Below are 12,989 nucleotides of genomic sequence, written 5' to 3' on the forward strand. Positions count from 1 at the left end.
GCGTTTCGTGGTGTTAAAGGAGATTTGTAAATGATTAAACGTGTGCTGATTGTTGCATTAATGGGTGTGTCTTTGGCGGGCTGCGTTAACAATGATAGCCTTTCAGGCGACGTATACACCGCATCCGAAGCGAAACAAGTTCAGAACGTTACCTACGGTACAATTGTTCATGTTCGTCCGGTGCAAATCCAGGGTGGCGATGACGCAAACGTGATTGGCGCAATTGGTGGTGCGGTACTCGGCGGGTTCCTGGGTAACACCGTCGGCGGCGGTACGGGTCGTTCATTAGCCACGGCGGCTGGCGCAGTTGCCGGTGGCGTAGCGGGTCAAGGCGTACAAGGTGCGATGAATAAAACCCAGGGTGTAGAACTGGAAATCCGTAAGGACGACGGTAATACCATCATGGTGGTTCAGAAACAGGGTGCGACCAAGTTCTCAGCTGGCCAGCGCGTTGTTATGGCTAACAACGGCAGCCAGGTTACCGTGTCTCCACGCTAATCGAATTCACGTGTGGTCAGGCTCTGGCCACACGTCATCTTATCGTTTCAGCCCTGTGACTGCAGTTCAATAATATTGTGTTCCAGTCTGGCGACCAGTTTAATCAGCAGATCAATTTCCTCAGCTGAAATCCCTTCCAAAATTTCTCCACGCGTCTTGTTGATAACCGCTTCCATATCTGCAATCAGCGGCTCTGCTTTTTCTGTCAGTTTAATTCTCTTTGCCCGACGATCGCTGGCGCAAGTCTGTCGTGAAATGAGTCCCTTTTCTTCCAGCTGGTCAAGCGTGCGTACCAACGAAGGCTGCTCGATGCCAATCGCTTTAGCCAACTGAATCTGCGATTGATCAGGCGGCAATTGATGAATGTTGTGCAGCGTAACCCAATGCGTCTGCGTCAACTCCAGAGGTTTCAGGCGATGGTCAATCAGAGCACGCCAAATGCGCACCAACCGTGCCAGATCAGAACCTAATGGCGATTCCAATTTCATCTCCTTATAATTAGCTTGCTAAGTTATTATGCTGATTTTAGAATAGTGTGCAGCATTTGTATTCCCAAAACAAATGTATTGCCAAATTTGCTTACCGGCTGACATTTTTTCAGACATTATGCGTTACAGAGACTCATTGTCTCTTTTTTGCTAAACCTATAGCAATGCTCTCTTCCGCCAAGGATTTTGCCCGTGAAGTTTATGTTTAATGCAACAGGATTGCCCCTACAAGATTTAATGATCGGAGCATCTGTCTACTTCCCTCCTGTTTTCAAGGCGTTTGTAGCAGGATTTATTCTCTGGCTGGTTGTTCATCGCCTGCTACGCGACTGGATTTACTCCGGCGAAATCTGGCATCCCCTGTTAATGGATCTGTCACTCTTTACGCTTTGCGTATGTCTGGCCTTTGTAATGCTGATTGTGTGGTGATTATGTCGCTTAAAACCATTAAATACTTCTCCACCATTATAGTCGCTGCCATCGCAGTTTTCGCCGGATGGTGGATGTGGAATTACTATATGCAATCGCCCTGGACACGTGATGGCAAAGTGCGTGCTGAGCAGGTCAGCATCACGCCGCAGGTCTCAGGCAGCATTAGCGAACTCAATATAAAAGATAACCAGTTTGTGAACAAAGGCGATGTCCTTTTTATCATCGATAAGACGCCGTTTCACATTGCTGAACTAAATGCGCAAGCGCAGCTGGCGAAGGCACAGTCCGATCTGGCGAAAGCCAATAACGAAGCCAACCGCCGCCGTCATTTATCGCAAAATTATATCTCAGCCGAAGATCTGGATACTGCTAACCTCAACGTGAAAGCCATGCAGGCCAGCGTTGAAGCAGCCGAGGCCAGCCTGCGCCAGGCACAGTGGCAACTGACGCAGACGGTGGTCAAAGCGCCCGTAGCGGGCTGGGTCACCAACCTTTCAACTCGTACTGGAGACTACGCCTCAACCGGTAAGCCCCTGTTTGCCCTTGTCGACAGCCACTCTTTCTATGTGATGGGGTATTTTGAAGAAACCAAATTGCGCAACATTCGTGAAGGTGCACCTGCGGTTATCACGCTCTACAGCGGCAACATAAAGTTACAGGGTCACGTATCCAGTATTGGTCGCGCCATCTACGACCAAAGTGTGGAAAGCGATTCCGGTCTGATTCCCGACATCAAACCCAATGTGCCGTGGGTGCGTCTGGCCCAACGCGTTCCGGTCCGCATCGAATTCGACGCTCTGCCGCAGGATGTCACCCTGGTTTCTGGTACGACCTGCAGCGTGTCTATCGGCCAGCGTAAATGAAACTGTCCCACCTGATGCCAGGCCATTGGCCGTGGTTTAAAGCCACGGTAGCGCAGTGGCGTTATGCGTTGCGAAATACCATTGCGATGTGTCTGGCGTTAACGTTCGCCTATTACCTGAATCTGGATGAGCCCTACTGGGCGATGACCTCGGCGGCAGTGGTCAGCTTTCCCACCGTCGGCGGGGTTATCAGCAAAAGTCTGGGTCGTGTTGCGGGTAGCTTGCTGGGTGCCACCGCCGCGTTGATTATTGCCGGTCATACCCTCAATGAGCCGTGGTTGTTTTTGCTGAGCATGTCAGTGTGGATCGGTTTTTGTACCTGGGCATGCGCGCATTTCACCAATAACGTCGCCTATGCCTTTCAACTGGCCGGTTATACGGCGGCGATCATTGCTTTTCCCATGGTCAATACCATAGAGATTACGCAGTTGTGGGATATCGCTCAGGCCCGCGTATGCGAGGTCATCGTCGGTATCCTGTGCGGCGGCATGATGATGATGATCCTCCCCAGCACCTCCGATGGCACTACGCTGCTTACCGCGCTGAAAAACATGCATTCGCGTTTACTGGAGCATGCCAGCTTACTCTGGCAACCGGAGACAACAGATGCGATTCGCACAGCTCATGAAGGTGTTATCGGTCAGATTCTTACCATGAACCTGCTGCGTATTCAGGCGTTCTGGAGTCACTATCGTTTTCGCCGTCAAAATGCGTTGCTCAATTCGCTGTTGCATCAGCAGTTACGTATGACCAGCGTGATCTCCAGTCTGCGCAGGATGCTCCTGAACTGGCCCACTCCCCCGGCTAATACCCGGGAAATCATCGAACAACTGCTCAGCGAGCTGGTCAAATCCAATACCGACACCTACACCGTCGCGCGTATTATCGCCCCCCTGCGTCCTCTCGATGCGCGCGACTATCGGCACGTCGCCTTCTGGCAACGACTGCGTTATTTTTGTCGGCTGTACTTACGCAGCAGTCATTATCTGCATTTACTGGAAAATGGCGTTACCGCCGAGCGTATTACTATCGCCCGCACGCCAGGACTTGCCCGTCATACCGATAATGCGGAAGCTCTCTGGAGCGGATTGCGTACGTTCTGTACCCTGATGCTTATCGGCGCATGGAGCATTGGCGCGCAATGGGAATCAGGCTCTGGCGCACTAACGCTCGCGGCCATCAGCAGCGTGCTGTATTCTGCCGTAGCCACGCCGTTCAAGTCGCTTTCTTTGCTGATGCGCACGCTGGTTCTGCTGTCGCTGTTTAGCTTTGTGGTTAAGTTTGGCCTGATGGTGCAAATCTCTGACCTCTGGCAATTCATTCTGTTTCTCTTCCCGTTGCTCGCTACCATGCAACTCCTGAAGCTGCAAATGCCCGCGCTGGCGGGTCTTTGGGGACAGCTAATCGTGTTTATGGGATCGTTTATCGCGGTGACTAATCCACCGGTTTATGATTTTGCTGATTTCCTGAATGACAATATGGCGAAAATCACCGGCGTGGCGCTATCGTGGCTGGCATTCGCCATTCTGCGGCCTGGATCGGATGCGCGGAAAGGCCGCCGCCATATTCGCGCCCTGCGCCGGGATTTTGTCGATCAGCTCAGCCGACATCCCTCGCTCAGCGAAAACGAATTTGAGTCGCTGACCTATCACCACGTCAGCCAGCTCAGCAACAGTCAGGATGCCCTGGCGCGACGCTGGCTATTGCGTTGGGGGGTTGTCTTGCTGAACTGCTCGCACGTGGTGTGGCAACTGCGCACCTGGGAGGTGCGTTCAGATCCTCTGGCTCGCGTCAGAGACGTGTGTATTTCGTTGCTTCGCGACGTAATGAGTGAGCGCGGCGTCCAGCAACGACCGCTGAATGCCACGCTGAGTGAGCTACAGCGTATTTGCGACACGCTCGCCCACCATCATCAACCTGCGGCGCAGGAACTGTCGGCGCTTATCTGGCGACTACACTGCTCGCTTTCGCAGCTCGAACAGGCGCCTCCGCCGGGTACGCTAGGCAATTGATTATTTGATAACGCCACAGGCGTAGCGCGCTCCGCCACCGCCAAGCGGTTTTGGTTGATCGGACATATTATCGCCACCGACATGGATCATCAGCGCTTTGCCTTTAACCTCATCGAGCGTTTTCAGCCGCGGCGCAATGACCGGTGTTGTGGCGTTACCGTCGTTATTCACCACCAGCAGCGGCAGGTCGCCCATGTGGCCTGCGCCTTCCGGGCCTTCGTGCTTGCCGGTTTGGTGCGGATCATAATGGCCTCCAGCCGATTCCGCGGCTGAGGCTTTTCCTTCTTTAATCGCCGGTTGGCAACTGCCATTCGCATGGACATGGAAGCCATGTTCACCCGGCGGCAGCGCTTTCAGATCGGGCGTAAACTCCAGCCCTTTCCCGGTTTCAGCAATAGTGACCGTACCAATCGCCTGGCCGACGCCTTGCGACGTTACCAGATTCATCGTCACTTTTTCTTCACTTGCAGCCTGCGCACCTGCACAGGCGAGTAGAGTAATAATGGCCAAACTCAAACGCTTCATAAGACCTCCGTCCGAAAGGTGTCTGATTGATAAGTGTAAACCAGTGACACAAATTTGAACGGAGAAGCGTCAAAAACGCGATTACGGTACGTCGTAACCCAGCGCGGCTTTGCGAATACGGAACCACTGCTGGCGAGACATGTTCAATGACTCAGACTCAACGGCAGCGCGTACGCGCTCTATCTTCCCTGAGCCAATAATCGGCAACGGCTGAGACGGCAGACGTAAAATCCAGGCGTACACCACCTGCTCAATGGACTGCGCGTTTAACTCTTCTGCGATTGTGGCAAGTTCATTACGTAATGGCTGGAACGCATCGTCATTAAACAGACGACCACCGCCGAGGCAGGACCAGGCCATCGGACGAATGCGCAGTTGTTGCAGTTGATCTAAAGTACCATCCAGCAGGAGCGGCTGATGTACCGGTGAGATCTCAACCTGGTTAGTCGCCAGCGTGAACGGCAGACGCGATTGCAGCAGTGAGAACTGTGCCGGGGTGAAGTTAGATACGCCAAAGTGACGCACTTTTCCGCTATGGTGCAATTTTTTGAACGCGTCAGCGACGTCGTCAGCATCCATGAGCGGATCGGGACGGTGGATGAGCAGCAAATCAATATGATCGGTCGCCAGTAACTTCAACGATGCTTCCGCACTGGCAATGATATGCGCGCTGTCGGTGATGTAATGACCCAACGCATTTTCCGTGCGCGCCGTCGTGGCGATCCCGCACTTGGTAACAATCTGCATTTTTTCACGCAGATGCGGGGCCAGCTTCAGTGCCTCGCCAAACGCCGCTTCACACTGGTATCCGCCGTAAATATCGGCGTGATCGACGGTGGTAACGCCCAGGTCCAGATGTTCTTCAATAAAGCTGACTAGCTGGCGCGCGGACATATTCCAGTCCATCAGGCGCCAATACCCCATTACAAAGCGAGAAAATTCCGGACCTTGCGGCGCAATAGTAATACGCTGAACCATAGCAGCTTCCTTATAAGTGAATGTGCATCGAGTATACGCAATTACGCTTTTAAAAGAGTGAAGGTTGTTGCGGTTCTTCCGAAGGGTTGGCTTTGTTTGCTCGTAATTTACGCATCAGGCGCTGACGACAAAGCCGTAGCACTTCCTGCTTTTCGGCATCGCTCATCTTTTGCCAGTTAAAACGCTCATCCCGACTGCGAAAACAGCCGCGGCAAAAACCGCGCTCGTCAGACTGACATATTCCACGGCATGGGCTCTGGACGGGGAAAAACTCCAGCTGTTCGGCCACATCCCCTCCTTTAGTAAGATTGATATACCTATTGAAGACGTTAACTGAATTTCTCGCAAGCGCTATTGCATTAGACCGACTGGTCTATTACACTCCTTCCCATGAACAAAATCACTGAACACGATACACGCGAACATCTGCTGGCGACGGGCGAACTGCTGTGTATGCAGCGCGGCTTCACCGGCATGGGCTTAAGCGAACTACTGAAAACCGCTGAAGTCCCCAAAGGTTCGTTTTATCACTATTTTCGCTCTAAAGAAGCGTTCGGTGTTGCGATGCTGGAACGCCACTATGCGGCCTATCATCAGCGACTGGCTACGCACTTTGATACGGGGGCAGGAAACTATCGCGACCGTATTCTGGCCTACTATCAGGAAACCCTGAACCAGTTTAGCCAGCACGGCATTATCAGCGGTTGTTTAACCGTAAAACTGTCTGCCGAAGTGTGCGATCTGTCAGAAGATATGCGCACGGCGATGGATAAAGGCGCGCGGCACATTATTGCGCTGTTAGCGCAGGCGCTGGAGAAAGGTCAGGCAAACCATTGTCTGTCCTTTGTTGGCGAGCCGTTACAGCAGGCGCAGGTATTGTATGCGCTGTGGCTGGGCGCCAACCTGCAGGCCAAGATTTCTCGTAGCGCCACCCCGCTGGAAAATGCGCTGGCGCACGTTAAAACCATCATTACTACGCCTGCCGTTTAACAGGCGTTTTTATTTCTTTTATTACTAGACGACCGGTCTATTCAGGAGTGCCATATGTCATCTGAAAAACTTTTTTCCCCACTGAAAGTGGGTGCTATTACGGCAGCAAACCGCGTATTCATGGCGCCACTGACGCGTCTGCGCAGCATTGAGCCTGGCGACATCCCTACTCCGCTGATGGCCGAGTATTACCGTCAACGCGCCAGCGCGGGTCTTATCATCAGTGAAGCTACACAGATTTCCGCGCAGGCGAAAGGCTATGCGGGGGCACCCGGCTTACACAGCGAAGCGCAAATTGCCGCATGGAAAAAAATCACCGCTGCCGTACATGCGGAGCAAGGTCATATTGCGGTCCAGTTGTGGCATACCGGGCGCATCTCTCACGCCAGTCTGCAGCCCAACGGTCAGGCACCGGTCGCACCTTCCGCGATTAGCGCCGGAACCCGGACCTCGCTTCGTGATGAAAATGGTCTGGCAACGCGTGCGGATACCTCAATGCCGCGTGCGCTGGAAACTGAAGAAATTCCTGGCATCGTTAATGACTTCCGTCAGGCGATTGCCAACGCGCGCGAAGCGGGTTTCGACATGGTTGAACTGCACTCCGCTCACGGCTATCTGCTGCACCAGTTCCTGTCGCCAACGTCTAACCAGCGTACCGATCAGTACGGCGGCAGCGTCGAAAATCGTGCACGTCTGGTGCTGGAAGTTGTCGATGCCGGTATTAAAGAATGGGGTGCCGATCGCATTGGTATTCGCGTATCTCCGATTGGCTCATTCCAGAACGTTGACAACGGGCCGAACGAAGAAGCCGATGCGCTGTATCTGATTGAACAACTGGGCAAGCGCGGAATCGCTTACCTGCATATGTCTGAGCCGGACTGGGCTGGCGGCGAGCCGTATTCCGATGCGTTTCGCGAAAAAGTTCGTGCACGTTTCCACGGTCCGATCATTGGTGCGGGTGCCTACACACCTGAAAAAGCAGAAGCACTGATCGAGAAGGGCCTGATCGACGCCGTTGCTTTTGGTCGCGCCTATATCGCTAACCCGGATCTGGTTGCGCGCCTGCAGCGTAAAGCGGAGCTGAATCCGCAACGTGCCGAAAGCTTCTACGGCGGCGGCGCGGAAGGTTACACCGATTATCCTACCCTCTAACGTCACAAACTCCGTTCTGCCATTGATAGCGGCGTAACAACGCCGCTATACTAAAACAACATTTTGAATGTATTAGCCATTTTCGAAGGGGAAAAAGATGCGTTTACTTCATACCATGCTGCGCGTGGGTGACCTGCAGCGTTCCATCGAGTTTTATACCAACGTGCTGGGCATGAAGCTGCTGCGTACCAGCGAAAACCCTGAATACAAATACTCTCTGGCCTTTGTCGGCTACGGCCCTGAAACCAGCGAAGCCGTGATCGAACTGACCTATAACTGGGGTGTCGACAAGTATGAGCTGGGCACTGCCTACGGCCATATCGCCCTGAGCGTAGACAACGCAGCCGAAGCCTGTGAACGTATTCGTCAGAATGGCGGTAACGTCACGCGTGAGGCGGGTCCGGTAAAAGGCGGCACCACCGTAATCGCGTTCGTTGAAGATCCAGACGGTTACAAAATTGAACTGATCGAAGAGAAAGACGCCGGGCGCGGCCTGGGCGACTAACCTCCCCACGGGCGCAGATCGTCTGTGCCCGTAGTTTTATACTCATCATTTTGCCATAATACGCGCTGCAATTTTCCCGTATTAAGAGACCCAGATGTCCGATAACGCTCAACTTCCCGGTCTGTGTGACCGTTTTCGTGGTTTTTATCCTGTCGTCATTGATGTCGAAACCGCAGGGTTCAATGCCAAAACCGATGCGCTGCTTGAGATCGCAGCCATCACACTGAAAATGGATGAACAAGGCTGGCTGATGCCGGACACGACGTTACATTTCCACGTAGAGCCATTTGAAGGCGCGAATTTGCAGCCGGAAGCCCTCGCCTTTAACGGAATTGACCCCAACAATCCGCTACGCGGCGCGGTCAGCGAATATGACGCTCTGCATGCCATCTTTAAAATGGTGCGTAAAGGCATTAAAGACAGCGGCTGCAATCGGGCGATCATGGTGGCGCATAACGCTACGTTCGACCACAGTTTTATGATGGCCGCAGCAGAACGCGCCTCGCTCAAACGTAATCCATTTCATCCATTCGTCACCTTTGATACTGCGGCCTTAAGCGGCCTGTCTCTGGGGCAAACTGTGTTATCGAAAGCGTGCCTGGCGGCAGGAATGGAATTTGACGGGACTCAGGCGCACTCGGCGCTGTATGACACCGAACGGACGGCCGTGCTGTTTTGCGAAATTGTTAACCGCTGGAAACGTCTCGGCGGCTGGCCTCTTCCCGTGCCTGAAGAGGCATAACGGACCGATAAAAAAAGCGACCATCACGAGGTCGCTTTTTTATTTACGCTGATATTATTCAGCGTCCGGCTCTTCGGTTTTGTATTTCGCCGCTGTTTCTTTAATCAGCTGCTGCAACTCACCGCGCTGGTACATTTCGATCAAAATGTCACAGCCACCAACCAGCTCACCATCAACCCACAGCTGCGGGAAGGTTGGCCAGTTTGCGTATTTCGGCAGCTCGGCGCGAATATCCGGGTTCTGCAGAATATCAACATAAGCAAAGCGTTCACCACAGGCGGACAGCGCCTGCACAGCCTGAGCGGAGAAACCGCAGCTTGGCAGTTTAGGGGAACCTTTCATGTACAGGAGAATCGGGTTTTCAGCGATCTGGCGCTGGATTTTTTCGATAGTGGTGCTCATTATCTTGCTTCCTTAAACTTCTTTTACGGCAGTAGTCTGACATTGTAGCGGGTCAGACAGGCAACGGAAAATAACATTTTCATTACGCGTTATTATTTTATCCCCTGACGCCAAAAGTTGCATTCACAATCTCATTTATCCCCTTAAAGCCTGTGGATTTGATTATTCATTCACCAACGCCAACTTTAATTGCTGATTTTTTTTGCGGTCGGTTACGAAACGTAGTTTTAAACAAAAAAGCTATTAACTTTCCCTCTTTCTATAGATTAGAATCATCAAGTTTTGAAAATCACACGCAGGCATGATAGACCTGCCTTACCAGAGGATTGCTCAGTGGCGCGGATAAACCGAATCTCGATCACGCTCTGTGCTTTACTTTTTACTACACTGCCCTTTACGCCCATGGCTCATGCTTCCAAGCAGGCCAGGACGACACCTACCCATTCCCACACCATCAAAACGGTAGATAAAAAGAAAAGCGCAACAACCAGCCAAAAAACAACAAAGACCAGCAAAAAAACGGCGACAAAAACCACCAGCAAAACCAGCACCAAAACCGCTTCTTCTTCTAAACATCGCACTGCCGCTCCGGCAAAGTCGACTAAAACGGCAAACCGTCGTGGTAAAAACACCGCAGCACAAACCGCTGCCGTTACCTGGACTGAAAAATGCACGCCGCGCAAAGGTCATAAGCCGCGCTGTGTAAAAGTGAAAACCACCGCACCAACGACGCTGGCTGACGCGCATAAAGTGAAAGTGCAGAAAGCCACTAAAACCGCCATGTCCACGCTGATGAACCAAATCGGCAAGCCTTATCGCTGGGGCGGCACCTCACCAAGAACCGGGTTTGACTGCAGCGGTCTGGTCTATTACGCCTATAAAGATCTGGTGAAATTCCGCATTCCACGTACAGCGAACGAAATGTATCATCTGCGCGATGCTGCGCCGATTGAACGTGGCGAACTGAAAAATGGCGATCTGGTATTTTTCCGTACCCAGGGGCGTGGAACTGCCGATCACGTTGGCGTTTATGTTGGCAACGGTAAGTTTATTCAGTCACCGCGCAGCGGCCAGGAAATTCAAATCACCTCTCTGAGTGAAGATTACTGGCAGCGCCACTATGTGGGCGCTCGTCGGGTAATGACGCCAAAAACAATTCGTTAAAAACTTACCCTACAGTACATGCTGTAGGGTAAGTTCTTCTTTTGCATAACCTTTCAATTTGCTACCCTATCCTTACTCACAATGAGGCTATTGTGTGTACTCAATATAAATAATAAGGAGAGAAGCAATGTCGTTTGAATTACCTGCATTACCGTATGCCAAAGATGCTCTGGCACCGCACATTTCTGCCGAAACGCTGGAATATCACTATGGCAAACACCATCAAACTTACGTGACTAATCTGAACAACCTGATTAAAGGCACGGCGTTTGAAGGCAAATCACTGGAAGAGATCGTACGTAGCTCTGAAGGCGGTGTATTCAATAACGCAGCACAGGTATGGAACCACACGTTCTACTGGAACTGCCTGGCACCGAACGCAGGAGGCGAACCTACCGGTAAACTGGCCGAAGCAATTGCCGCCTCCTTTGGCAGCTTTGCGGATTTCAAAGCGCAGTTCACCGATGCCGCTATTAAAAACTTCGGTTCTGGCTGGACCTGGCTGGTAAAAGGAACGGATGGCAAACTGGCTATCGTTTCCACATCCAATGCAGGTACACCGCTGACCACCGACGCGACGCCGCTGATGACCGTTGACGTATGGGAACACGCCTACTACATCGATTATCGCAATGCCCGTCCTGGCTACCTGGAAAACTTCTGGGCGCTGGTAAACTGGGAATTTGTTGCGAAGAACTTCGCAGCATAAAAAAGATGACGCAGAAGGAGAACCCTTCTGCGTTTTAGCATTAATTCGCGGTAGTGAAAGCCTCTTCAGGCTGTTTGCGCGCCGAGATAAAGACCAGCAGCAGCGCAAGTCCCGCCACAATTGCCCCCATCACCGGAACAAAGCTATAGCCCAACCCACCGGAAATCACCGCCCCACCGGCTGCGGCACCCAGAGCATTCCCCAGATTAAACGCGCCAATGTTGACTGACGATGATAATCCAGGCGCTTCGCTGGCAACGCGCATCACGCGCATCTGCAACGGCGGAACGACCGCAAACGTCGCTGCCCCCCAGATGACCATACTGACTGCCGCACCCAGCTCATTACGCGCCAGGAAAGGAATGGCCAGCATAATAACCATCAGCAGCAGTAAAAAGCCTTTCAGCGTACCGTTGACGGAACGGTCAGCCAGTTTGCCACCAAGATAGTTACCGATTGAGAAGCCAACGCCAATCAGCACCAGCATACCGGTCACAAACGCCGGTGTGGCATGGGTGATCGTATGTAACACTGGCGAGATATAGGTATAAAGCGTGAACATCGCCCCGGCTCCCAGTACGGTCGTCAGCAGCGCCGACAGCACCTGCGGACGCATAAGTACCGCCAGTTCGCTACGGACATCCGGGCGCTCTCCCGCCCCACCTTTGGGTAATGAGAAGAACAGGCTGACCATGGCGATGACGCCCAGACCCGCCGTTGCCATAAACGACATACGCCAACCGATGGTTTCACCAAGCCAGGTCGCCGCAGGAACACCGCCGATATTGGCAATGGTCAACCCCATAAACATGGTTGCCACGGCGCTGGCCTGCTTATGTTTGGGTACTACGCTTGCAGCGACAACGGAGCCAAGACCAAAAAATGCCCCATGGTTCAGACTGGTCAAAATACGCGATAACATCAGGGTGGTGTAATCCGGCGAAATAGCCGAAAGCACGTTGCCCAGCGTGAAAATCGCCATCAGGAATATCAACGCATTACGTCGCGCACGATGGGACAGCAGTAATGTCATCAGCGGAGCACCCACCATCACCCCAACCGCATACGCGCTGATTAACATTCCGGCCGCGGGAATCGAAACATCCACACCTTTGGCAATGACGGGCAATAATCCCATTGGCGAAAATTCAGTGGTGCCAATGCCAAACGCGCCGATCGCCAGCGCCAGTAAAGGATAATTGAGTTTCATATTTCGACTCCGTAACGTCGAGCCGGGGCGCGACATAAAATAAGAGTCAAAAGCATGACATTGATCGCAAAATTAATAAAGTTAACAAAATTGCAAAAGACTTTTGCTTATTCGCAAACAATCGACGGGAAAGGCAAGCGGAAAGGATGAGGGAGAGCGAACTCCCTCGGGGGAAATCAATGCAGCGCTGCGGTCAGGCCACCCGCGACGATCAAACCCAGAACAATAATGGTAGTCACTAACGAAAATTTCAGATCGGTGCTCATCAAGTTTTCTCCTTTTTATTCCCACACAAAAAGTGATATTGCGCATTTTTACA

General features: G+C 52.3%; 16 protein-coding genes and 1 pseudogene. 10 read left to right on the top strand and 7 right to left on the bottom strand.

The window, feature by feature from the left end; genetic code table 11:
• Nucleotides 1-30 precede the first annotated feature (30 nt).
• Nucleotides 31-498, top strand: coding sequence for an outer membrane lipoprotein SlyB (gene slyB / locus ABIE10_RS03315; RefSeq protein ID WP_046276343.1), 468 nt, complete (start codon nt 31-33; stop codon nt 496-498).
• Nucleotides 499-545: 47 nt separating this feature from the next.
• On the opposite strand, the gene slyA is transcribed toward slyB, so the two are convergent.
• A complete protein-coding gene (gene slyA / locus ABIE10_RS03320; protein ID WP_019076732.1) occupies nt 546-986 on the bottom strand; it encodes a transcriptional regulator SlyA in 441 nt (146 codons plus the stop codon).
• Nucleotides 987-1,178: 192 nt separating this feature from the next.
• Between slyA and ABIE10_RS03325 the strand changes: the two genes are divergently transcribed.
• The 3 genes and pseudogenes from ABIE10_RS03325 to ABIE10_RS03335 all read left to right on the top strand — a co-directional run bounded on the left by ABIE10_RS03325 (nt 1,179) and on the right by ABIE10_RS03335 (nt 4,318).
• Nucleotides 1,179-1,415 carry a DUF1656 domain-containing protein gene (locus tag ABIE10_RS03325; protein WP_016156432.1) on the top strand — a complete coding sequence of 79 codons (237 nt, stop codon included), beginning with the start codon at nt 1,179-1,181 and terminating at the stop codon, nt 1,413-1,415.
• A 2-nt stretch (nt 1,416-1,417) separates the two neighbouring features.
• The gene (locus ABIE10_RS03330) at nt 1,418-2,281 is read left to right on the top strand and encodes an efflux RND transporter periplasmic adaptor subunit (protein WP_429154720.1); all 864 of its coding nucleotides are present in this window, start codon (nt 1,418-1,420) and stop codon (nt 2,279-2,281) included.
• A pseudogene (locus ABIE10_RS03335) lies at nt 2,278-4,318 on the top strand (FUSC family protein). The gene ABIE10_RS03330 and the pseudogene ABIE10_RS03335 overlap by 4 nt, the downstream one beginning before the upstream one ends.
• Here the strand turns inward: ABIE10_RS03335 and sodC are convergent.
• The 3 genes from sodC to ABIE10_RS03350 all read right to left on the bottom strand — a co-directional run bounded on the left by sodC (nt 4,294) and on the right by ABIE10_RS03350 (nt 6,085).
• A complete protein-coding gene (gene sodC / locus ABIE10_RS03340) occupies nt 4,294-4,818 on the bottom strand; it encodes a superoxide dismutase [Cu-Zn] SodC (protein ID WP_016156429.1) in 525 nt (174 codons plus the stop codon). The pseudogene ABIE10_RS03335 and the gene sodC sit on opposite strands and share 25 nt — an antisense overlap.
• Before the next feature lie 81 nt (nt 4,819-4,899).
• On the bottom strand, nt 4,900-5,796 hold the full coding sequence (locus tag ABIE10_RS03345; protein ID WP_016152993.1) for an aldo/keto reductase: 897 nt from the start codon (nt 5,794-5,796) through the stop codon (nt 4,900-4,902).
• Nucleotides 5,797-5,845: 49 nt separating this feature from the next.
• Nucleotides 5,846-6,085 carry a DUF1289 domain-containing protein gene (locus ABIE10_RS03350; protein ID WP_016156428.1) on the bottom strand — a complete coding sequence of 80 codons (240 nt, stop codon included), beginning with the start codon at nt 6,083-6,085 and terminating at the stop codon, nt 5,846-5,848.
• Nucleotides 6,086-6,186: 101 nt separating this feature from the next.
• On the opposite strand from ABIE10_RS03350, the gene ABIE10_RS03355 reads away from it, so the two are divergent.
• From ABIE10_RS03355 to rnt, 4 genes are all read left to right on the top strand, one after another.
• The gene (locus ABIE10_RS03355; RefSeq protein WP_016152991.1) at nt 6,187-6,786 is read left to right on the top strand and encodes a TetR/AcrR family transcriptional regulator; all 600 of its coding nucleotides are present in this window, start codon (nt 6,187-6,189) and stop codon (nt 6,784-6,786) included.
• 54 nt (nt 6,787-6,840) lie between these two features.
• On the top strand, nt 6,841-7,938 hold the full coding sequence (locus ABIE10_RS03360; RefSeq protein ID WP_003029197.1) for an alkene reductase: 1,098 nt from the start codon (nt 6,841-6,843) through the stop codon (nt 7,936-7,938).
• A gap of 97 nt (nt 7,939-8,035) precedes the next feature.
• Nucleotides 8,036-8,443, top strand: coding sequence for a lactoylglutathione lyase (gene gloA / locus ABIE10_RS03365; protein ID WP_003029198.1), 408 nt, complete (start codon nt 8,036-8,038; stop codon nt 8,441-8,443).
• Between the two features lie 94 nt (nt 8,444-8,537).
• Entirely contained in the window at nt 8,538-9,185 is a 648-nt protein-coding gene (gene rnt, locus ABIE10_RS03370; protein WP_429154723.1) for a ribonuclease T, read from the top strand.
• Between the two features lie 54 nt (nt 9,186-9,239).
• Here rnt and grxD read toward each other — a convergent pair whose 3' ends face one another.
• Entirely contained in the window at nt 9,240-9,587 is a 348-nt protein-coding gene (grxD, locus tag ABIE10_RS03375) for a monothiol glutaredoxin 4 (RefSeq protein ID WP_003832760.1), read from the bottom strand.
• Nucleotides 9,588-9,920: 333 nt separating this feature from the next.
• Between grxD and ABIE10_RS03380 the strand changes: the two genes are divergently transcribed.
• Together ABIE10_RS03380 and sodB are read left to right on the top strand one after the other, a co-directional pair.
• A complete protein-coding gene (locus ABIE10_RS03380) occupies nt 9,921-10,751 on the top strand; it encodes a C40 family peptidase (RefSeq protein WP_019076728.1) in 831 nt (276 codons plus the stop codon).
• A gap of 127 nt (nt 10,752-10,878) precedes the next feature.
• The gene (gene sodB / locus ABIE10_RS03385) at nt 10,879-11,460 is read left to right on the top strand and encodes a superoxide dismutase [Fe] (RefSeq protein WP_016152988.1); all 582 of its coding nucleotides are present in this window, start codon (nt 10,879-10,881) and stop codon (nt 11,458-11,460) included.
• Nucleotides 11,461-11,500: 40 nt separating this feature from the next.
• Here the strand turns inward: sodB and ABIE10_RS03390 are convergent, their stop codons facing one another.
• Both ABIE10_RS03390 and cydH read right to left on the bottom strand, forming a co-directional pair.
• Nucleotides 11,501-12,670 (bottom strand): MFS transporter, encoded by a 1,170-nt coding sequence (locus tag ABIE10_RS03390; protein WP_103283845.1) that lies wholly within the window; start codon nt 12,668-12,670, stop codon nt 11,501-11,503.
• A 176-nt stretch (nt 12,671-12,846) separates the two neighbouring features.
• Nucleotides 12,847-12,936, bottom strand: coding sequence for a cytochrome bd-I accessory subunit CydH (cydH, locus tag ABIE10_RS03395; RefSeq protein WP_003029209.1), 90 nt, complete (start codon nt 12,934-12,936; stop codon nt 12,847-12,849).
• Nucleotides 12,937-12,989: the final 53 nt, after the last annotated feature.

Source organism: Citrobacter sp. 506 (assembly GCF_050434985.1).
Lineage (GTDB): Bacteria > Pseudomonadota > Gammaproteobacteria > Enterobacterales > Enterobacteriaceae > Citrobacter > Citrobacter braakii.